The 21,317-nt window shown below is 45.5% G+C and carries 11 protein-coding genes and 1 CRISPR repeat array; of the genes, 8 read left to right on the top strand and 3 right to left on the bottom strand.

All coding sequences use genetic code 11. The features are described 5' to 3' along the window. Positions 1 to 55: 55 nt before the first annotated feature. From cas3 to cas2e, 8 genes are all read left to right on the top strand, one after another. Positions 56 to 2,782, top strand: coding sequence for a CRISPR-associated helicase Cas3' (gene cas3, locus ACYQ2C_RS09090; protein ID WP_460101885.1), 2,727 nt, complete (start codon positions 56 to 58; stop codon positions 2,780 to 2,782). Between the two features lie 638 nt (positions 2,783 to 3,420). Further along, positions 3,421 to 4,998 carry a type I-E CRISPR-associated protein Cse1/CasA gene (gene casA / locus ACYQ2C_RS09085; protein WP_460101887.1) on the top strand — a complete coding sequence of 526 codons (1,578 nt, stop codon included), beginning with the start codon at positions 3,421 to 3,423 and terminating at the stop codon, positions 4,996 to 4,998. Position 4,999: 1 nt separating this feature from the next. Beyond that, positions 5,000 to 5,530 carry a type I-E CRISPR-associated protein Cse2/CasB gene (gene casB / locus ACYQ2C_RS09080; protein WP_460101889.1) on the top strand — a complete coding sequence of 177 codons (531 nt, stop codon included), beginning with the start codon at positions 5,000 to 5,002 and terminating at the stop codon, positions 5,528 to 5,530. Positions 5,531 to 5,571: 41 nt separating this feature from the next. Further along, on the top strand, positions 5,572 to 6,630 hold the full coding sequence (cas7e, locus tag ACYQ2C_RS09075; protein WP_460101891.1) for a type I-E CRISPR-associated protein Cas7/Cse4/CasC: 1,059 nt from the start codon (positions 5,572 to 5,574) through the stop codon (positions 6,628 to 6,630). A gap of 9 nt (positions 6,631 to 6,639) precedes the next feature. Next, a complete protein-coding gene (gene cas5e, locus ACYQ2C_RS09070) occupies positions 6,640 to 7,449 on the top strand; it encodes a type I-E CRISPR-associated protein Cas5/CasD (RefSeq protein ID WP_460101893.1) in 810 nt (269 codons plus the stop codon). Beyond that, positions 7,449 to 8,207: a type I-E CRISPR-associated protein Cas6/Cse3/CasE gene (gene cas6e / locus ACYQ2C_RS09065; protein ID WP_460101895.1), complete on the top strand. Its 759-nt coding sequence runs from the start codon at positions 7,449 to 7,451 to the stop codon at positions 8,205 to 8,207. Before cas5e ends, cas6e begins: the two co-directional genes overlap by 1 nt. A 23-nt stretch (positions 8,208 to 8,230) precedes the next feature. Beyond that, positions 8,231 to 9,145 carry a type I-E CRISPR-associated endonuclease Cas1e gene (gene cas1e, locus ACYQ2C_RS09060; RefSeq protein WP_460101897.1) on the top strand — a complete coding sequence of 305 codons (915 nt, stop codon included), beginning with the start codon at positions 8,231 to 8,233 and terminating at the stop codon, positions 9,143 to 9,145. A 9-nt stretch (positions 9,146 to 9,154) separates the two neighbouring features. After that, on the top strand, positions 9,155 to 9,463 hold the full coding sequence (gene cas2e, locus ACYQ2C_RS09055) for a type I-E CRISPR-associated endoribonuclease Cas2e (protein WP_460048382.1): 309 nt from the start codon (positions 9,155 to 9,157) through the stop codon (positions 9,461 to 9,463). A gap of 83 nt (positions 9,464 to 9,546) precedes the next feature. Further along, positions 9,547 to 17,810: a CRISPR direct-repeat array (repeat unit 29 nt; unit sequence GTGTTCCCCACACACGTGGGGCTAAACCG). A 57-nt stretch (positions 17,811 to 17,867) separates the two neighbouring features. Here cas2e and ACYQ2C_RS09050 read toward each other — a convergent pair. From ACYQ2C_RS09050 to ACYQ2C_RS09040, 3 genes are all read right to left on the bottom strand, one after another. Further along, on the bottom strand, positions 17,868 to 18,800 hold the full coding sequence (locus ACYQ2C_RS09050; protein ID WP_460101900.1) for a type VI immunity family protein: 933 nt from the start codon (positions 18,798 to 18,800) through the stop codon (positions 17,868 to 17,870). 11 nt (positions 18,801 to 18,811) lie between these two features. Continuing rightward, entirely contained in the window at positions 18,812 to 19,531 is a 720-nt protein-coding gene (locus ACYQ2C_RS09045) for a VRR-NUC domain-containing protein (protein ID WP_460101902.1), read from the bottom strand. 459 nt (positions 19,532 to 19,990) lie between these two features. Further along, positions 19,991 to 20,992, bottom strand: coding sequence for a lipid A deacylase LpxR family protein (locus tag ACYQ2C_RS09040; protein WP_460101904.1), 1,002 nt, complete (start codon positions 20,990 to 20,992; stop codon positions 19,991 to 19,993). Between the last annotated feature and the right edge of the window lie 325 nt (positions 20,993 to 21,317).

Below are 21,317 nucleotides of genomic sequence, written 5' to 3'. Positions count from 1 at the left end.
ATTATTCCTCGTATACATTCCTATGCATCTTAAATTGTTCGGGAGCTAGCTTGACATGTATAAACAGTATTTTCGCTACTGGGGAAAAACCAGTGCCAAAAACAACCTCAAAAACAACGACTCGACGCCAGCCAGTTACCATCTACTCGCATTCCACTCGCTAGACGTTGCCGCTGTGGGGTACGAGTTGCTATCACTCAGCAAACCCTACAATACGGTGTTAGCGCAGCAATTAGAGGTAGACGGCGAGTGGTTGCAGAATTGGTTTAGCTTCTGTTTGGCTTTGCACGATTTGGGTAAATTCTGCTCAGGCTTTCAGCAGCAATGTGCTGGATTGTCTGATCGGTTAGTTCAAGAGCCTAAGCCGTATTCCTATGGTCTACGCCACGATGCTTTGGGTTACCTGTTACTTAAAGAAATCAATAATTTACTTAAAAAAATCGACAATGAGTGGCTATCGACTAAAAACTGTCGTTGGTTAAACATTACGGTAGGTCACCACGGTAAACCCGTCGATCAACGAGATGAGAAAAGTAGAAATATTCACACCTACGCCAGCGATCAAGATATTCAAGCGGCCACGGAATTTACGCAAGATTGCGTCGAGTTATTTCAGTTAGATTCATCAACTCATCCCAAAGTAAAAGAAAATAAAATCAAAAAAGCCTCTTGGATGTTAGCAGGCATCAGTGTGCTGGCAGATTGGATTGGTTCGAATCCTGAATTTTTCCAATACAAAAACTTTGAAAATCTAGAACCTGAAAAAATAAATTTAGAATATTATTGGCAGAACGTCGCCTTGCCTCAAGCCAAGAAAGCGTTAAATTCCCCAGCGTTTACTTTTAAAAAGAAAAAATCGTTTACCAGCATTACCCAACAATTTGATTACATTAAAACCCCAACGCCTTTACAAGCAAAAGCCGCTCAAGTTGAACTATTAAATAGCCCACAATTATTTATTTTAGAAGACGTGACCGGTGCTGGCAAAACCGAAGCCGCGATGATCTTGGCGCATCGACTCATGGCAAAAAACCTCGCCGATGGTATTTATGTAGGTTTACCAACCATGGCGACCGCAAATTCTATGTATAAACGATTGGCGAAAAGCTATCGCGCCTTGTATGACGAATCTGAACGGCCATCGTTAGTATTGGCACACGGCGCCAGTGGCCAAAATCAAGATTTTTCCGATGCAATTATGTTATCTGAGCAACAGCAAGACAGCGATTACATTACCGACGAAACCTCCGCCAGTAATTACTGCAATGCTTGGTTTGCCGACAGTCGCAAAAAAGCGTTAATGGCCGAAGTGGGCGTGGGCACGATTGATCAAGCCATGCTGGGTGTATTGCCGGCTCGCCATCAAGCTTTGCGATTATTAGGGTTACACCGAAAAATATTAATTATCGACGAAGTGCACGCCTACGACGCCTACATGACGGAAATTCTAGAAAGGTTAATTGAATATCACGCCAATACCGGTGGTTGCGTAATTTTATTATCTGCCACCTTGCCCAACAATCAACGAGATAAATACAACAACGCCTTTATTAACGGTTTAAGAGCAAAAAATAATTTAAAAAAAATGGAAAAAGTTAAAAGCGACGCAACACTCTACAGCTTTCCATGGTTTACTCAAACCGCGTTACAAACCATTGAGAATGTAACTGACAATTATTTTAGAGAAGTAAAAGTCGCTACTCGCGCCAATGTTGAGCGTACCGTGAAAGTGAATTTAATCCATAATGAACAGCGCGCAATAGAGTTGATAACTAACGCGGTAAACAATAACCAATGTATTTGTTGGATTCGCAACACTGTTGCGCTGGCGCAAAAAACCTATCAAGAATTAAAAAATCATCCTGATCTACAAGACGCCGAAATTACGCTCTTTCACAGCCGTTACGCATTGTTAGATCGCCGATCCATTGAAGAAAAAGTACTCGATAAATTCAACAATAAATCGGAATTTAACGGCCGAAAAAAACAAATACTTGTCGCCACTCAGGTGGTGGAACAAAGCCTCGACCTTGATTTCGATTATATGATAACCGATCTCGCACCCATGGATTTAATTATTCAAAGGGCGGGGCGCTTACAGCGCCATGTTCGCGATCAACACGGTAATCCTGCTGAACAAGAACAACGTTCGGCACCGACATTAACCGTGCTAACGCCAGAGCTAGAATCGGCAAGCCATCAGAATTGGTTAGAAACCTTATTGCCTAGCAATTCCTACGTTTATAAAAATATTGGCCAACAATGGTTAACCGCAAAAATACTTAGCGATAAAGGCCAATTTACCATGCCCAACGATGCACGCTTACTGGTCGAAAGCGTTTACGGTGACAACTGCGAACAAATCCCTGGAGCACTGGTAAAAGCAACCGAGATATCAGTTGGAGATGACCTAGCAAAATCCAGCATTGCCCGTAACGCGGTGCTAAAGATTACCGATGGCTACTCCGCAACCAATGGTGGTTGGTACGACGAAGCAGACTTTGCCTCACGACTTACCGAACAAGAAACCGTAGAAGTCGCCCTAGCAACCCTAGAAGACGGCCAGCTCGTCCCTTACGCCAAAGGCGAACAACACGCTTGGGCGCTGAGCATAATAAAAGTACCGCAAAAACAATGGCACCAAGCACAAAACACGTTGGACGAAAAAACGAGAAACACCATTTTCGAGTTAAAACAAGCAGTTAAATCATTAAAATGGCTTGAAGTGTGGTTGGTTGATGCCAGATATAGCGCCGAGACAGGGTGGATGGCTGAAAGTTGATCAAAATCCCCGCGTAGGCGGGGAACAATCCGACATGGATAACCGAGCTTGATACTCATGTCGGTTTAGCTCTACTACCCGTAGAGAATGGCGATAAATATATCTCTAGGTTATAAATGATGCAATATGTATAAGTATTTTAATTTATTCGCTAGGTAAATATTAAAAACAGAAGACATGAGTATCAATTTCAGTGTAACTAAATTATGTTTGACAGCGCTTATGCTACCACATTATTATCTCTGGGTGTTCAAAACATATTTAATTGGAGCTGAGGTTGATAAAACAATTGATAACTCTGCTGCACTATTTACACAAAATTGATCCTAAGCCTAATACTGTTTCTGCGTTAAAGTCGTTGGCTATTATTAGTATTTCATTTGTGTTTTTCAGTGTATTAGTTTCTTTATTTTTCTGATTTTTATTCAAAAAAATAAATCTTACTTCTGTTATCTATTTTTATAGAAACCCTATTTTTTTATTTCCGTTCTTTACTTACGTAAAGTGTGTTTTTAAAAATTCAGTTCACTGAATTAATTCTGTTCAAGCTGTAAATAATTGCAGGCACTAAAACTGGTATTGGTTGGTTTGGTGTTGCACTAATTTATAAATAAAAACAACCCAGACGGAGCTGACATGTGAATTTAATTACTACTCCTTGGTTAAATGTAATTCGCACCAATGGTGATTTAGACGTCATTACACCCGCGCAATTAGTTGAGACCGAAAATCCTGTTCTTGATTTAAACAGCTGTCGCCCCGATTTTAAAGGCGGTTTGTATCAATTATTAATTGGTTTATTCCAAACTTTTTTTGCGCCAGAGGATAATGATGACTGGTCGAAATGGTATGAATCGCCACCACCCATTGATGATGTTAATCAAGCGTTCGCAAATTACATTGATTATTTTGAGTTGTTTTCGGAAAAAATCGCTTTTCTACAAGATTTTGATTTGCCCGAAGCAGAAACAAAATCTGTGTCTGCGTTATTAATTGAAGCGCCGGGTGCCCAAACGATAAAATTTAATCTTGATCATTTCGTTAAGCGCAATCAGGTTAATGCCATTTGTCCAGAATGTTTATCGGCGGCCTTATACACCCTGCAAACCAACGCGCCAGCAGGTGGTGCTGGGCATCGCACCAGTATGCGCGGCGGCGGCCCGTTAACTACTTTGGTAATGCCCCATGATCCAAAAGCCACGCTTTGGCAAAAAATTTGGTTAAATATTTTAACCGAAAATAACGAACCCGATGATTACGCAGATGTGTTTCCGTGGTTAAAGCCCACCAACACCTCTGAAAAAAAAGGCGCAGGCACGTACATAACGGAGGTGCATCCGCTACAAATGTATTGGGGGATGCCGCGACGTATTCGGATTAATTTAAATTCTATGCACGAAGGTGATTGCGATTTATGCGGTAAGCATTCCCAGCAATTGATTAGCGAATATCGCACCAAAAATTACGGCATTAATTACGACGGTGAATGGATTCATCCACTGACACCACACCGTGAAGACTCTACGGGTAAAAAACCAACCTTAAGTATAAAAGGCCAACCCGGCGGTGTAGGTTATCGCGATTGGTTAACCTTAAATTTTACCTATGAAAACGGCGATACCTTACCTGCCAAGGTTGTGAATGTGTTTTATTCCGGCGAACGTGTGGACCTTTTAAAAGAAGAGTGCCCCGATATTGCTAAAAGTTTTGGCCTTTGGTGTTTTGGTTACGATATGGACAACATGAAGGCTCGCTGTTGGTATGAAAACCAAATGCCGGTGGTGGGCATCAATACCGATTTAATCTATGCGGATCAATCGTCGTTTATCGATTTAGTCGAGGCCTACGTTAAAAAAGCACAGTTTGTTTTAAAAGCTTTAAAAGATGCCTTAAAGCAAGCAAACTCTGATACAAAATTTGTGGACGATCAATTTTGGTTAGCAACCGAAGATGTGTTTTTTAAACAAATTATCGAAGTGTCTAAATACGACCAATTAGCCAACAGCATTCCTAAAACGGTATTTGAGCGTTGGATTTATACTCTAAGAAGTACGGCGTTTTCGATTTTTGATCATAAAACTCTCGATTATCCAGTCGATGAAAATAATCTTAAAAATATTGCTTTTGGTAGATCTAATCTAAGCAAAAAGCTAGGCAATAAAAAAATTATGGACGATTTCAATAGCTACATACTGAACGAAGAAGGTGACAGCTAGTATGAAAATAAACCCAACCAGTTTAAGTGAATTAGAAGTTAACTTTATTGTAACCTGGCGAAAGAGTTTAGAATATTCCCGCGGTGATCGTGCTCAGTTGCGTAGAGCTTCTAATTCAGTTGAAGTAATTAACTCTCCGGCGTTTTATCGATTTTTAAATTATTTAAAAGCTATTAAACCGGAATTGTATGGCACTGAAAAATTTACCGAAAATAAATTGCTGTTACTAGCGATTGTGGCAGGGCTTGTTGCTAGGCTAAATCCAGAAAGCAAAGCGCCGTTTGCGCAATCCCTAGGTCATGGCGAAAAACAATATTCTGAAATTCGTTTTCAACAATTATTGCGAAGCCGCGACGAAGATGAGTTTTTCCGTCGCGTGGCGACCGCTATTCATTTTTTAAAGGGTGATGTGTCGGTAAAAGATGTGTGTAACTGCATTAGCAGTTGGTACAAAGAATACAAATCATCATATAAAACGAATGTGTCTGATCAGTTTAAGTTTCAAATGGCAACCAAATACTATCAAGTTTAATAAATACTATTTTTAACCAGTAAACAGAATTCGAGATTATTATGAAAAATTTCCTTCAATTACATTTATTAACGCACTACCCACCGGCTAACTTAAACCGAGACGATTTAGGGCGACCTAAAACCGCGAAAATGGGCGGCGTTGATCGCTTGCGTATTTCTTCACAGAGTTTAAAACGTCATTGGCGCACATCAGAAATTTTTGAAAGCGCGATGGCGGGCCACGTGGGCACACGGACTAAAAAGCTCGGTGTTAAAGCGTATGAAGACTTGTGCGCAAAAGGTCTTGATGAGAAAAAAGCGATAAAATTCGCCCAAGCTATTGCCGGTGAATTTGGCAAGCTTAAAAAAGAAGACAAAGAAAAACCGCTTGAAGGTTTAGAAATTGAGCAGCTGGTACACATTAGCCCGGCGGAACAGCAAAAAATTGATGCCTTAGTAGCTGAAATTGCAGAATCCGGTACAGCGCCCAGCGAAGAACAGCTGAAATTATTGCGCAAAGACGAAACCGCTGTTGATATCGCATTATTTGGCCGCATGCTTGCCTCAAAACCAGAATATAACGTAGAGGCCGCTGCGCAGGTTGCTCACGCCTTAACCGTGCATGGTGTTACCATCGAAAGCGACTTTTTTACCGCCGTTGACGATTTTGACCAATACAAGGCCGATGCGGGTTCTTCACACTTGGGTGAAACCGGTTTTGCTGCGGGTCTTTTTTACACCTATATTTGCATCAATAAAACCGAACTTTTAAATAATCTAAATGGCGATACCGAACTTGCCAATAAAGCGCTGCAAGCATTAACCGAAGCCGCCATTAAAGTTGCGCCAAAGGGTAAGCAAAACAGTTTTGGTTCCCACGGTTATGCTAATTACGTGTTGGCCGAAATTGGTGATCAACAACCCCGTTCGTTATCCGCCGCATTTTTAAAACCCATTATGCAAGACGTGGATTATCTTAAAGCGTCTATTGATCAGCTTAATCGACAAAAAGAAAATTTCGACAAGGTTTATGGTGATTGTTCTGATGCTAAATACGCATTAAATGCTGCTGAAGGCGAAGGTTCAATGAGTGAATTAATGGCGTTTATCTGCGAATAAGAGGTGATTATGCATTACCTAGTTTTTCGCCTATACGGCCCCATGGCCAGTTGGGGCGAAATTGCGGTGGGCGAATCTCGCCGCACTGCGATTGCCCCCAAAAAGTCTGCCATTACCGGTTTATTAGCCTCGGGGTTGGGTATTCGCCGTGATCAAGAAGAACAGCAACAAGCGCTGGTTAATAGTTTTACTATGGCGACAAAAATTCTTCGCCAAGGTGAATTGCAATCGGATTATCACACCACCCAAGCGCCAGATTCCACCGGTAAATTTGTCTATAAAACCCGGCGCGACGAACTGATTACCGGTAAAGATCGGCTGGGCACGGTGTTGTCTACCCGTGGTTATTTGTGCGATGTGCACTGTGTGATTGCCATCGCCCTAACGGAGCAAAGCTCGGTATCGTTAACGGATTTGCAGCAGGCGTTGAAAACACCGAAATTTCAGTTGTTTTTAGGACGTAAATCCCATCCGTTAGCGGCACCGTTAAATCCAGAAATTATCGAGGCCGATAATTTTTACGGCGCGCTTAATTTGTACGAGTTAAAGCCGGTACTTAATATTGCTTCTGAAAAACAAATGAGTAGCCGTATTCCTGAATTTATTACCGACAAGCGTTGGTTATCTTCTGATGAATACGTGAAATATTATTGGGAAGGCGACCACAACCATTTTCGTGCAGCCAGTGACGAGTTTAAGCCAGAGCAGATACAAACCCTGTATCGTCGTGATGTGCCGTCATCCCGTAAACGTTGGCAGTTTTCCGAACGCACCGAAAGCCATTGGTCTGAGAAAATCGTGGTTGAGGAGAATAATTAATGTTTTTATCGAAATTCAGTTTAAAAACACCGTTACAACAACATCAATTGCACTTAATACTAAGCCAACAGGTTTATGGCTTGCACAGATTACTCAAACAAGCCTTTAACGACTCGTTTTATTTGTTTCGCGAAGAAGTAATTCAAAGTGTCGGCAATAACAGCCAACGTTTGTATTACGTGTTATCCACCGAACAACCAAAACCCAATAACGACGTATTTGATGTAGAAACCAAACGCTTTGAACCGCATTTGTTGGTTGACCAACAATTGGAATTTCGCTTACGAGTGAATCCTGTAGTTGCTCGAAAAACGCCCGGTAAAAAACATTCGCCACGTCATGATGTGGTAATGGATGCTCAACGGCAACATTTAATGAATTTATTAAATATTACCGATGCATTCAGTGTTAAACACATAAAAAAATCAGAACTAAAAAAACGAGTATTAACCGAAGTAACCGGTTATACCCCTCGCGATTTAGACTCGGAATTAAAAACCGCGACCGAAAATGCCTTAAAAGCTTGGTTAGACAACAAAGCCAAAAAACACGGTTTTGAGTGTTTGTCTTTTCAGGCCGACGGTTACCAATGGCAATCGTTACCCGAAAAAGGTCGCGGTGCCGGTTTTAGCACCGTCGATTACCAAGGCATTTTAAAGGTAACAGAGCCGCAAGCATTTTTGGCTCAGCTTTATAAAGGCTTTGGCCCCAGTAAAGCGTTTGGTTGCGGATTAATGATGGTTAGGCCAGCCTGGTAAACATCACCAACAGGGAGGTTGTTGTGGCATTTATTCCGTTAAAACCCATTCCCATAAAAGACCGGGTTTCGCTGATTTTTGTCGAATACGGACAAATTGATGTGAAAGACGGCGCTTTTGTGGTGATCGATAAAAACGGTATTCGCACTCACATTCCCGTGGGAACCGTTGCTTGTATTTTATTAGAGCCGGGCACGCGAGTTTCTCATGCTGCAATAAAACTCGCCGCCACCGTGGGTACTTTATTGGTTTGGGTGGGCGAAGCGGGCGTGCGCTTGTACGCCAGCGGCCAACCCGGCGGCGCCCGTAGCGATAAATTATTGTATCAAGCCAAATTAGCGCTGAATGATGATTTACGCTTAAAAGTGGTTCGTAAAATGTACGAACTACGCTTTGGCGAAGAACCACCACAAAAACGCAGCGTTGATCAATTGCGTGGCATTGAAGGCGCACGGGTGCGCGAAACCTATAAAATATTGGCCAAACAATACGGCGTAAAATGGAGCGGGCGCAATTACGACCCTACCAATTGGGACGCCGGAGACCACGTTAACCAATGCTTAAGCGCGGCCACCAGTTGTTTATACGGCATTACCGAAGCCGCTATTCTTGCTGCCGGTTATGCTCCGGCGGTGGGATTTATTCATACCGGCAAACCACTTTCGTTTGTTTACGATATTGCCGACATCGTTAAATTTGAAACCGTCGTACCACTGGCTTTTCGTATTGCCGCAAAAACCGTACACGCACCCGATAAACACGTGCGCCGCGAATGCCGAGAATTATTTCGATCCAGCAAATTATTAAATCGAATTATTCCCATGATTGAAGAAGTGCTCTCTGCCGGAGAAATTGACCCACCGCTACCGCCGGAAGAATCTATTCCGCCTGCCATACCCGTGCCCGAAAACATCGGCGATAAAGGCCATCGTACTTAAGGAGCACGTATGGCTTTTACCGTTGTTGTAACAGAAACCATTCCACCGCGGCTGCGCGGGCGACTCGCCGTTTTTATGATAGAAGTGCGTGCCGGCGTTTATATTGCCGACTTAAGTAAACGTGTGCGCGAAAAAATCTGGCAATACATCGAAGCCGATATCGAAGGCGGCAATGTAGTAATTGCTTGGGCCACCAACACCGAATCTGGCTATGAATTTCAGACCCTTGGTGAAAATCGAAGAGAGCCAGTCGATTGGGACGGATTACGCTTGGTGAGCTTTAAACCCTTGGATTACAGCGAGGAAAATACCGATTAAAGTTAGTCTAAAAAACACACAAAGTATTTGGTAGAAAAAACAGGGTGGTATTTTTCTTTTAAAAACAATCATATACAGTAAGAGTGTTCCCCACACACGTGGGGCTAAACCGTCCAGTTAAAGATGTCATTACTATGGTAGCATGTGTTCCCCACACACGTGGGGCTAAACCGTGCCAATCGATACCTCAAAACAAAATCCAGAAGTGTTCCCCACACACGTGGGGCTAAACCGCCGTTGATGCGTGTCATGTCGATTGAGGGCATGTGTTCCCCACACACGTGGGGCTAAACCGAAGTTCATATTTTCGCTCTGCCAGATCCTGAGGTGTTCCCCACACACGTGGGGCTAAACCGCGGCTGGGTTAAAGAGCCTTGAGCAGATGAGTGTGTTCCCCACACACGTGGGGCTAAACCGTAATTAATTCTCCAACTGTGTTGAATTCACAGGTGTTCCCCACACACGTGGGGCTAAACCGGACATGGGTCAGGCAGAAGTAGAGCTGGACGAGTGTTCCCCACACACGTGGGGCTAAACCGCGACGTCGGCCAGCTCGCAAACGCTCGGACTAGTGTTCCCCACACACGTGGGGCTAAACCGAACAATGTTCATTTATTTTCCAAAAAAATCTTGTGTTCCCCACACACGTGGGGCTAAACCGCTCATCTTTCATACTCTCTATGTTGTTGGTTGGTGTTCCCCACACACGTGGGGCTAAACCGCGACCTGATACGCTCCCACGAAAAATTAGGACGTGTTCCCCACACACGTGGGGCTAAACCGGACAGTAGCCCAGCAGGGTTTTATAGGGTTTTGTGTTCCCCACACACGTGGGGCTAAACCGCAGACATCAAAACTATCGTTTTAAGCGTAGTGGTGTTCCCCACACACGTGGGGCTAAACCGTTATCGCTCAATCGCAATAAATGTGAATCAGTGTGTTCCCCACACACGTGGGGCTAAACCGGTATTTCGATTCCTCGTGCCAGTAAAAAAATTGTGTTCCCCACACACGTGGGGCTAAACCGACGCCAGCCCTTATGAAATTAGCGGAGCAATAGTGTTCCCCACACACGTGGGGCTAAACCGAATATAAGAATATCAGAATGGAATATCTTGATGTGTTCCCCACACACGTGGGGCTAAACCGCCACTTAGCGTCGGACTTGTCATATTCGCTTGGTGTTCCCCACACACGTGGGGCTAAACCGCAGTGGAATAAAGAAAAAGCTGCACAAGTTAAGTGTTCCCCACACACGTGGGGCTAAACCGTTAAATCACCCATAAATTCACCTGTTATTTGCGTGTTCCCCACACACGTGGGGCTAAACCGAATTGATAGATAATTTTCGCCATCGATCGATGGTGTTCCCCACACACGTGGGGCTAAACCGTAACAATATTGCAAATTTTGGTCGCAATGCAGGTGTTCCCCACACACGTGGGGCTAAACCGATGGGATTCGTTCGATTTTGTTGAAGAATTTGGTGTTCCCCACACACGTGGGGCTAAACCGGCGCGTTGCTGGTGGCGTAATGGTCGATTTCAGTGTTCCCCACACACGTGGGGCTAAACCGAATTATTTTTTTATGCATTTGGATATTTTTTCGTGTTCCCCACACACGTGGGGCTAAACCGGCTTTTGCCTGCATGGAAAAGGGCTATCGATAGTGTTCCCCACACACGTGGGGCTAAACCGCTTGAGACTTGATGAAGAAATATCCAGCGCCTGTGTTCCCCACACACGTGGGGCTAAACCGATAATTTTTGCATCATCTTTGCCGTGCTCATCGTGTTCCCCACACACGTGGGGCTAAACCGCATGTCTTTTTAACAAATTCTCTATGAGTGATGTGTTCCCCACACACGTGGGGCTAAACCGGCAGAATGTCTTTTCGCGGATTCCAAGAGCACGTGTTCCCCACACACGTGGGGCTAAACCGATATTCGTTAGCCAAGTCCTGCATCCCTGATTGTGTTCCCCACACACGTGGGGCTAAACCGCTCTGTTGCCATTCAGGTCAGCGGGGTTGATGGTGTTCCCCACACACGTGGGGCTAAACCGTCCACAAACCCTTTAAGCGTGATCATGCGCAAGTGTTCCCCACACACGTGGGGCTAAACCGTAACGAGTGTCACTAGTGAAGTTATGGGCACGGTGTTCCCCACACACGTGGGGCTAAACCGTATTTAATGGTTCCTCTAACGACAATAATGATGTGTTCCCCACACACGTGGGGCTAAACCGCGAACTTACAATATTGATCTGAAAAGTAATAAGTGTTCCCCACACACGTGGGGCTAAACCGACTTTGCTGTTAGTTGTCTTGCTGGTGGGTCGGTGTTCCCCACACACGTGGGGCTAAACCGAATTTCCCCTTTCAGCGTCTTATGTGACCTCAGTGTTCCCCACACACGTGGGGCTAAACCGCTCCAGCAATGGTTAGCGTTTAATCCAGAAGTGTGTTCCCCACACACGTGGGGCTAAACCGCATCTTTACATTTCTTTACACTATTGTCTTTCGTGTTCCCCACACACGTGGGGCTAAACCGGCCATAAAGCTGCAAGCGGCCCCTGCGGCAGTGTGTTCCCCACACACGTGGGGCTAAACCGCAATCTATGAGAAATTCATTTAAGGGTTCGTTGTGTTCCCCACACACGTGGGGCTAAACCGAGCAAAACGTGTTTATTTTCGCTACAGCTTAGGTGTTCCCCACACACGTGGGGCTAAACCGTGATCAACGCTTTGCGCAATTCGTGCACCCTGGTGTTCCCCACACACGTGGGGCTAAACCGCGTTACGCAATTTTAAATATCAAGCCTCCGAAGTGTTCCCCACACACGTGGGGCTAAACCGCTGAATACATTAAGGCGAGTACCGGGTCATCGGTGTTCCCCACACACGTGGGGCTAAACCGGGAAAAAAAATGCAGCTTAATATGAATATGATGTGTTCCCCACACACGTGGGGCTAAACCGTTTGATTTTGCTCGGCATCATCGGTGCCGTGGGTGTTCCCCACACACGTGGGGCTAAACCGGGGTTTTGAGGAGATTGCGACAGGGTTGGAATGTGTTCCCCACACACGTGGGGCTAAACCGATGTGATCAAGGTTGCAGGAGAAGATGTTTTTGTGTTCCCCACACACGTGGGGCTAAACCGAATATGAGTAAGCTCAATATTGGTTGATGCTAGTGTTCCCCACACACGTGGGGCTAAACCGCGTGACAATAAACGCAGTGGCAAATATCGGGAGTGTTCCCCACACACGTGGGGCTAAACCGGACAACATTTCATCAACTTGGGCATCGGTCAGGTGTTCCCCACACACGTGGGGCTAAACCGCGTGGGCAGAACGTACCGCAAATAAAAACGTTGTGTTCCCCACACACGTGGGGCTAAACCGCCGCAAGGGCTGCTTGGTGGTTTGTAGATCGTGTGTTCCCCACACACGTGGGGCTAAACCGCAACTAGGGTGCAGCGAAACAAAGACCTTGCGGTGTTCCCCACACACGTGGGGCTAAACCGCTGAATGATTTATATTTAGCCCCGCGTTAACGGTGTTCCCCACACACGTGGGGCTAAACCGTCATCATCTTCAACAACCCACGAGTTTTGCACGTGTTCCCCACACACGTGGGGCTAAACCGTCCGCCGGTGGCATTACATCTAATGTTTATTCGTGTTCCCCACACACGTGGGGCTAAACCGGCTAGCGTGGTAACAAACATAACGTACATTTCGTGTTCCCCACACACGTGGGGCTAAACCGCGCACGAGACATTGCAAAACAAAAACAACTTGGTGTTCCCCACACACGTGGGGCTAAACCGTGCAGTTTGTTGTTTTTATTTCTCCGGACTTGGTGTTCCCCACACACGTGGGGCTAAACCGCAGCGGTTCCATCCATTTCAATGCCAATATCAGTGTTCCCCACACACGTGGGGCTAAACCGAGCCTTCGATGTAAACCTGTGACCCCTTCCGTGTGTTCCCCACACACGTGGGGCTAAACCGCATTGAGGCGAGATTATCTTGACCAACAAAACGTGTTCCCCACACACGTGGGGCTAAACCGATGTTTAATATCAGAATTATCCTGAAACCATTGTGTTCCCCACACACGTGGGGCTAAACCGTGATTTTTTCATCAAGCAGCTTACCAATGGTTGTGTTCCCCACACACGTGGGGCTAAACCGGGTGTAAATAGATCAAATCGCGCAATGGAGTGGTGTTCCCCACACACGTGGGGCTAAACCGATAGATTTTTAATTCGAGTATTTTTTCTTGGGGTGTTCCCCACACACGTGGGGCTAAACCGGCGCAGTAAATTTAGCTACGAGCGCAATTTTAGTGTTCCCCACACACGTGGGGCTAAACCGCCATCAGTCAGCTTAGAGAAATCGCCTCTATTGTGTTCCCCACACACGTGGGGCTAAACCGCATTAAAGATTGCCGAGTTAGAGCTTAAAGCTGTGTTCCCCACACACGTGGGGCTAAACCGGCGCTGTAATTTTTTCTCAACGGTGCATTGATGTGTTCCCCACACACGTGGGGCTAAACCGTGGTCTGCTTGAGCATCTTCCAGTTCGTTTGGGTGTTCCCCACACACGTGGGGCTAAACCGTTTGGCTTTGAGACCGTTCGAGTTGGAAACCCGTGTTCCCCACACACGTGGGGCTAAACCGGAAGTACAAGAAAAAAATGAGGTTAATCAGTTGTGTTCCCCACACACGTGGGGCTAAACCGTTTGGCTTTGAGACCGTTCGAGTTGGAAACCCGTGTTCCCCACACACGTGGGGCTAAACCGGAAGTACAAGAAAAAAATGAGGTTAATCAGTTGTGTTCCCCACACACGTGGGGCTAAACCGAATTATTAATTATCCATACGGATTATCTAAGGGTGTTCCCCACACACGTGGGGCTAAACCTTATTCAATACTTCTTCGGCTTCATATATTGCGGTGTTCCCCACACACGTGGGGCTAAACCGCGCCGCGACATTGCTGATTCAATCGGCGAGGCGTGTTCCCCACACACGTGGGGCTAAACCGGTTGTTAGCGCCCCATCCTTTACACCTATTTTGTGTTCCCCACACACGTGGGGCTAAACCGTATTTACAAAATGTTGCGAGGCAACAAAAAATGTGTTCCCCACACACGTGGGGCTAAACCGTTCTTATGGAAACCAGAAAAGAGAGTAAAAAAGTGTTCCCCACACACGTGGGGCTAAACCGGGAATTATTTCTCGATATTGCGAGCAGCGATCGTGTTCCCCACACACGTGGGGCTAAACCGATTATCCTGACCAACAAAACCCTTAAACCCTTGTGTTCCCCACACACGTGGGGCTAAACCGATAATTTTTGCATCATCTTTGCCGTGCTCATCGTGTTCCCCACACACGTGGGGCTAAACCGTTTTTATTGATATAGAAACCATTCCAGACCAGGTGTTCCCCACACACGTGGGGCTAAACCGGAGTGCATCAGGAGCGAGGATTTGATGACTTTGTGTTCCCCACACACGTGGGGCTAAACCGCACTGAATAATGCACCACACCGGCCAATGAATGTGTTCCCCACACACGTGGGGCTAAACCGATTTCCCATCTCGATCAAGTCCCGACCAGTACGTGTTCCCCACACACGTGGGGCTAAACCGTGGACGAACGCCAATATAGATTTTTAAAAAAAGTGTTCCCCACACACGTGGGGCTAAACCGCGCTGTATCACCGTTTTTATTTGAAAATGCCAGTGTTCCCCACACACGTGGGGCTAAACCGCCATTATTTTAATATTCATCGTACTAATAGCGGTGTTCCCCACACACGTGGGGCTAAACCGAGAGTTTTTTGCGTTTATTGAAGATTTCATTGGTGTTCCCCACACACGTGGGGCTAAACCGCAATCAGCGCTGGCGAATCGAAGGTAAAGAGCGTGTTCCCCACACACGTGGGGCTAAACCGCGTTATACCCGAAATTCAATGTTTGCCGCCACGTGTTCCCCACACACGTGGGGCTAAACCGGTTATTGATAACACGTCTGTAAATCACGCTCGGTGTTCCCCACACACGTGGGGCTAAACCGGGGAGATTGGAACAGAGATTGCGCGAGGAGCAGTGTTCCCCACACACGTGGGGCTAAACCGCCGGACGCTATCATGAATAGAATTAAAAAAAAGTGTTCCCCACACACGTGGGGCTAAACCGTTATTTTTATCAGAATAAATTTAATTGGGGCTGTGTTCCCCACACACGTGGGGCTAAACCGACAACGCCAATCGCGATCAGGTCGTTTCATTTGTGTTCCCCACACACGTGGGGCTAAACCGGTAACCGATGGAGAAAAAGAAGTTCATGTGTGGTGTTCCCCACACACGTGGGGCTAAACCGCAAAGAGAAGAGGTTTTCAATAAGTTAAATCTGTGTTCCCCACACACGTGGGGCTAAACCGCAATCGAAATAATGAGATTTTTATGTCCTTCAGTGTTCCCCACACACGTGGGGCTAAACCGATTATCTTTTACAGATACAAAATTTTCGATAAGTGTTCCCCACACACGTGGGGCTAAACCGGCATATTCATATTTAATTGAATCAATAGTCAGGTGTTCCCCACACACGTGGGGCTAAACCGACATCACGGTTGATGATGAATTGCCTTGGGGTGTGTTCCCCACACACGTGGGGCTAAACCGCCGCTTTCTATCCAAAGGGTGCGGTCTCGTACGTGTTCCCCACACACGTGGGGCTAAACCGAGCTCCAACGAGTGGACAGGTGATCGAATCACGTGTTCCCCACACACGTGGGGCTAAACCGACCGCATTGAGGCAGAAGAAAAAGCCGAGCAAGTGTTCCCCACACACGTGGGGCTAAACCGTTGACGAACGCCAATATAGATTTTTAAAAAAAGTGTTCCCCACACACGTGGGGCTAAACCGCACGCTGCCTAAATTATTGCTGCTGGTTCCACGTGTTCCCCACACACGTGGGGCTAAACCGAGTCTTTGGTTATCAATTGTGGCCGCTGTGATGTGTTCCCCACACACGTGGGGCTAAACCGGCTCTATTGATCGCAGAAACATCCTGCCTAAGGTGTTCCCCACACACGTGGGGCTAAACCGCTATCCGCGAGGACATTGGTTTGGAAGCATCTGTGTTCCCCACACACGTGGGGCTAAACCGGAACTTGATGACCGATTCGATATTTCAGAGGTGTGTTCCCCACACACGTGGGGCTAAACCGTCTTCAGAAAAATATTTCTTTGGTGGATGGTGGTGTTCCCCACACACGTGGGGCTAAACCGGTCGATTGAAGTTGGCGCTTCAGTCGACCATTGTGTTCCCCACACACGTGGGGCTAAACCGCGACGAGCCAAGAGATTGCGAATAGATCGAGCGTGTTCCCCACACACGTGGGGCTAAACCGAGCTTTTTCTAGCTCCGTCTCGGGTTCGATCCGTGTTCCCCACACACGTGGGGCTAAACCGTGCCCAGCCAGGTGAGGAACGGCTTAATACTAGTGTTCCCCACACACGTGGGGCTAAACCGCTGAAATTAACAATCACGGAACAGGCAAACTAGTGTTCCCCACACACGTGGGGCTAAACCGCAGATCAGATGCTATTTTGTAGGTCTTGTTCAGTGTTCCCCACACACGTGGGGCTAAACCGGAATAAACCCTCAAGACCGAGATACTGTTTTGGTGTTCCCCACACACGTGGGGCTAAACCGCGGCCACGGCGCATACGTGCTATTAGTGAGGGGTGTTCCCCACACACGTGGGGCTAAACCGCATTCTTTTTTGGCTGCTCTAACTACCCAAAAGTGTTCCCCACACACGTGGGGCTAAACCGCTGATTGGTGTTGTTTTACAGCGCGTAGCGCGGTGTTCCCCACACACGTGGGGCTAAACCGTTCACTCAAACAGTAAAGTCCAAGCTGCACGAGTGTTCCCCACACACGTGGGGCTAAACCGATAAAAAATGCTTGAAAAAAATCATACATGATGTGTTCCCCACACACGTGGGGCTAAACCGGTAAAATTATGGCTCGTCCAAGACAAGGTGTTGTGTTCCCCACACACGTGGGGCTAAACCGGTACGTAAAAATGAGTAATGATAACGGTATTAGTGTTCCCCACACACATGGGGCTAAACCGATTGCCGCAAGTAGCGCGGGCATTTGTTCCGGGTGTTCCCCACACACGTGGGGCTAAACCGTTTTTACGGGCGCCTTCCGTGGCTTCTGCGATGCGTTCCCCACACACGTGGGGCTAAACCGGACATCGAAATTAAATTCCAGATTACCGAAACGTGTTCCCCGCACACGCGGGGCTAAACCGACTGGGGTATGGAAACTGTATTTACATCCAGTACGTTCCTTGTGCACTTGGAGTGCTTTACCCATCAAACCGAGATAACCAACGCTGGGTAAACGCTTTGTTGTCTTTTCCTTCTGGATCATAAAATAAGGTCTTACTAAATTCGGCACGTGTCGGTTTTAATGCTCGACCTAAATTAATATATTCTTGGGGGATAAAATCAGGCGACCCGATTTGGGGAATATTACCCGCTTGGAAAATAACACCGTTACTGTAAGGACAAGACAAGGTCGATTGGCCTGCATTCGCTAACACGGCTTGAGCGCCGCCAGCTTTTTCTAAGATACGGTTAGAAACCGCTGTTAGAAAGCCAATCGATTTAGTTCCGTCACCGGCCTGAATTTTGGTCATCGTCAAAGAATAAGCATTAAAGCAGGGATAATTAAATAATTGTGAACCTATAACTTCCAGTGCTGCATCCATTCCGCCAACATTAAAAGGTTCTATAAAACTCGGGCCAGCATAAGCATGCTCAACTTCCATGGCATTGCACATTGAGACAAACTGCTGAATAAATCCGTCAAGACCGATTTGATCAAGAATAGAAAAAGGGTAGGTAATAAGTAAGTCGCCTAAATAAGTTTGCCTTTCAACTTTGTTGCAAGCACTACTTAATGACCAAAATTCGGCTTTATCTTCTTCACCGCCCGCCTCAATTTCGTAGTCTGCGTCAGGGTCTACCATTGCTTCGATTAAAGCAGGGTCAATATTTTCTCCGGGTTTTAATCTGCGCATAACGCGATCATTGGCAACGGCATAGCTGCGAAATTGCCCTTGAGCTTGTGTTAGATAGGTTTGTACGCAATCGGCCATTGCTCGAACACGACCGGGTTGACCGGGGCCACCAATATAAAACTCCATTGCCAAGCCTAAAACGGCGGATGGATTGCCACTTCTCGGGTAATAGACAACAGGCTCTTGCGTGATAGTGCTGTAATCAAACTTAGTCATTCTGAAGGTCCTTAAATAATTTGGCCGGGGTTTTTACAGTTACAGGCTGCCTCTCTATCTTGAAGCGTTCCTCCAATGCGATAAATGTCGTAGTTCTCGATCCCTCCGGCAATCTCTTTGTAAGCCTCATCTTGCTTTTTGTCGCGCCGATCATTTCTGAATTTATACTCTATCACGCGTTCTATATTATCAACGGTAGGTGGTTTGGCGGGATTTTTCACAATGGTTAAATCCGGCCTTCGAATATAACCCTTTCCCGGTTTATAACCCATTACCTCTTTTGTGCGAGCCATCCAATTATGCGAAGGTTCTGTACAGTCTGGGTTATTCGGGTCGCGGTGCATTAACGGTTTAGGTATACCGTTGGTCGCCAATCCCATATCGTAGGATATTTCAGACTTATAGCGGCTTTTGTAGTTAAGCGCAGCGTCGGCGGTAGTAAAAACGCCATGCACACAGGCTTGATACAAATTTTGATCCGACGAGCCTGCGCTGGGATTTTGATTGCAACAACAGGCAACGCTGCAAAGAACCGATTGATCTAAAGCCTTTTGCTTTTCAATGGGTTCTGCGGGTAATTCTGTTTGAGTTTCGCTAATAATCAGTTCTTCGCGAGTTGCCTTGCCGGAAGCGAGTTTATTTTTAAAATCGTTTTTAACTTGCTCGGCGTGGATTTGAGTTTTTTTAATTTCTTCGCTGATACGATTTGTGATTACAGCCATCTCGTTCATTGAAAAACATTCCGAATGTGACAGTAGTGTGCAAGACATAATATGACCCACACAAGAATCTTGGCATTGCGTACTCATAATTAACGTTACCTAGTATCGAAATCCATTTTAATCTAGGTGCAGGTTTATAAATTTAAATCGCAGAAGAAATAATTTTGAAGCGTGAATAAAATCACATTTTGAAATGTTTTAAAAATAATTACTGATGCTTATTTGCATTGATCAAAAAATTTTTAAAGAAATAAATCGGAAAAGAGTAAAATTAATGTTTCTGTGACGGTGTGGTGTTTTCTTAAAAAATTATTGCCTAATGGAAGCATAAAATATATTTACAACAATCGCACTCAAATTATCTTTAGGTTTAATGGAATGGTAGATGATTAATTTGCCTGAATCTCTGATTAAGTCGTGGATGAGTTAATCAGAGGTTCTTTACGTATGTACGCTAGATAAAGTATTTTAAAATCTATAAGACACGCCTATCGATCCAAATGCATCGCCTTCGGTTTGTTTTTCAAATTCGTGAGAGCGAATAATATTAGTGAAGGTAACGCGCCAATCTCCTGCGCCTGCAACCAATCCTAATTGTACGTCGCCAATCCATTCATTTTTGTCAACGCTATGGCTGTTGCCATCGGTGTTGCCATCTAAGAATATATTGTGTTCAACGTAGCGGCCAAAAACGCCGGTAAAAAAGTACCAATAAAAGTCTTGGTGATTATTAAAATAATTACTGCCGGTAGCGCTGGGTCTTAGTAGAGGTGGGCCATAGTCGGCGTTAACGCCTTTACCGATACGAAAGGTGGCGCCGGTTCCGACAGATCGGTTTGAGCTGCCAAGAATGGTGTTAATTTGTGGCACTACGTCTATGCGGTTATCTAAAATGGGAATCATCCATTGGCGCTGGAACTGTATATCTAAGGTAAATTCGTTGTGCAGTTGATTGTCCCAACCTTCTGGGCGCTGCACGCCAACCAATTTATGCGCGGTTTTTTGTGCGGCTTCCGCGCCTGAGTCTGGCCCAACTAATCCCACGATAATTTCCGATTTATCAAGGGTTCGATATTTTCCTTCGTTTGAGTCTGCTAATAACCCGGCGCTAAAATACAACCAACCGGCGTAGGGTCGGTCATCTTCGATTAATTCTGATCGTGAAATATCGGCGGGTGCGTAAATTTGTTGGCCGATGGTAGTAACGTAACGAATGTCTGTGTAGTTTGTATCGTAGGATAATTTTTCGGCAGCTCTCTGTGCCCAGTGCGGCATATAGGTATCGCTGACGTAGCTAATTTGCGAGCCGTGGGTGTAATTGTCGTCTTCGCCGGGGCCAAATAAATCATTTTCGAAACTTATTGATACAGTGCCCTTGCGATCTGCACCGTAACTGGTGATTGAGTATGCAGAAAGCAACACTAATATGGCGGTTGCTATTTTTTTCTTGTGCAATGGTTTTTTTCTCATGGTTTTAATGTGAAGCTTGCTCTTAGTTTAAGAAATTATTTAATTGCAATGTGTTGAGCAATGCTTGTGCCAGTAATTTGTGTGTTTGTAACTGATTGATTTTAATAAATTATTTTTAAGTTTTCGAACAGTTGCTTGAGTTTAAAAAAATAGTTAGGTATTTTTTGCAAACTTTTAAAGTGGCTTTGTAAGAAAGAAATAGAGCAATGTATGTGGATATTTTATTAAAGGAAACTCTCTTTATACGGCGCGGTTTCAGATAATAAGTGCAATTGGTAGTTGAGAGGCCAGCTGGTAGAGTCAGCACCTCTCCCGACCAAGAGAA

It is taken from the genome of Sessilibacter sp. MAH3, from assembly GCF_054658275.1.
The sequence above is the reverse complement of the archived record's forward strand: the minus strand, read 5'-3'. Positions and strand labels throughout refer to the sequence as shown.

What these genes read in the sequence shown, in the direction of transcription:
- cas5e (WP_460101893.1), top strand. Translation starts at nt 6,640, where the DNA reads ATGCATTACCTAGTTTTTCGCCTATACGGCCCCATGGCCAGTTGGGGC.
- casB (WP_460101889.1), top strand. Translation starts at nt 5,000, where the DNA reads ATGAAAATAAACCCAACCAGTTTAAGTGAATTAGAAGTTAACTTTATT.
- cas3 (WP_460101885.1), top strand. Translation starts at nt 56, where the DNA reads ATGTATAAACAGTATTTTCGCTACTGGGGAAAAACCAGTGCCAAAAAC.
- ACYQ2C_RS09040 (WP_460101904.1), bottom strand. Translation starts at nt 20,992, where the DNA reads ATGAGAAAAAAACCATTGCACAAGAAAAAAATAGCAACCGCCATATTA.
- cas2e (WP_460048382.1), top strand. Translation starts at nt 9,155, where the DNA reads ATGGCTTTTACCGTTGTTGTAACAGAAACCATTCCACCGCGGCTGCGC.
- ACYQ2C_RS09045 (WP_460101902.1), bottom strand. Translation starts at nt 19,531, where the DNA reads ATGAACGAGATGGCTGTAATCACAAATCGTATCAGCGAAGAAATTAAA.
- cas6e (WP_460101895.1), top strand. Translation starts at nt 7,449, where the DNA reads ATGTTTTTATCGAAATTCAGTTTAAAAACACCGTTACAACAACATCAA.
- cas7e (WP_460101891.1), top strand. Translation starts at nt 5,572, where the DNA reads ATGAAAAATTTCCTTCAATTACATTTATTAACGCACTACCCACCGGCT.
- ACYQ2C_RS09050 (WP_460101900.1), bottom strand. Translation starts at nt 18,800, where the DNA reads ATGACTAAGTTTGATTACAGCACTATCACGCAAGAGCCTGTTGTCTAT.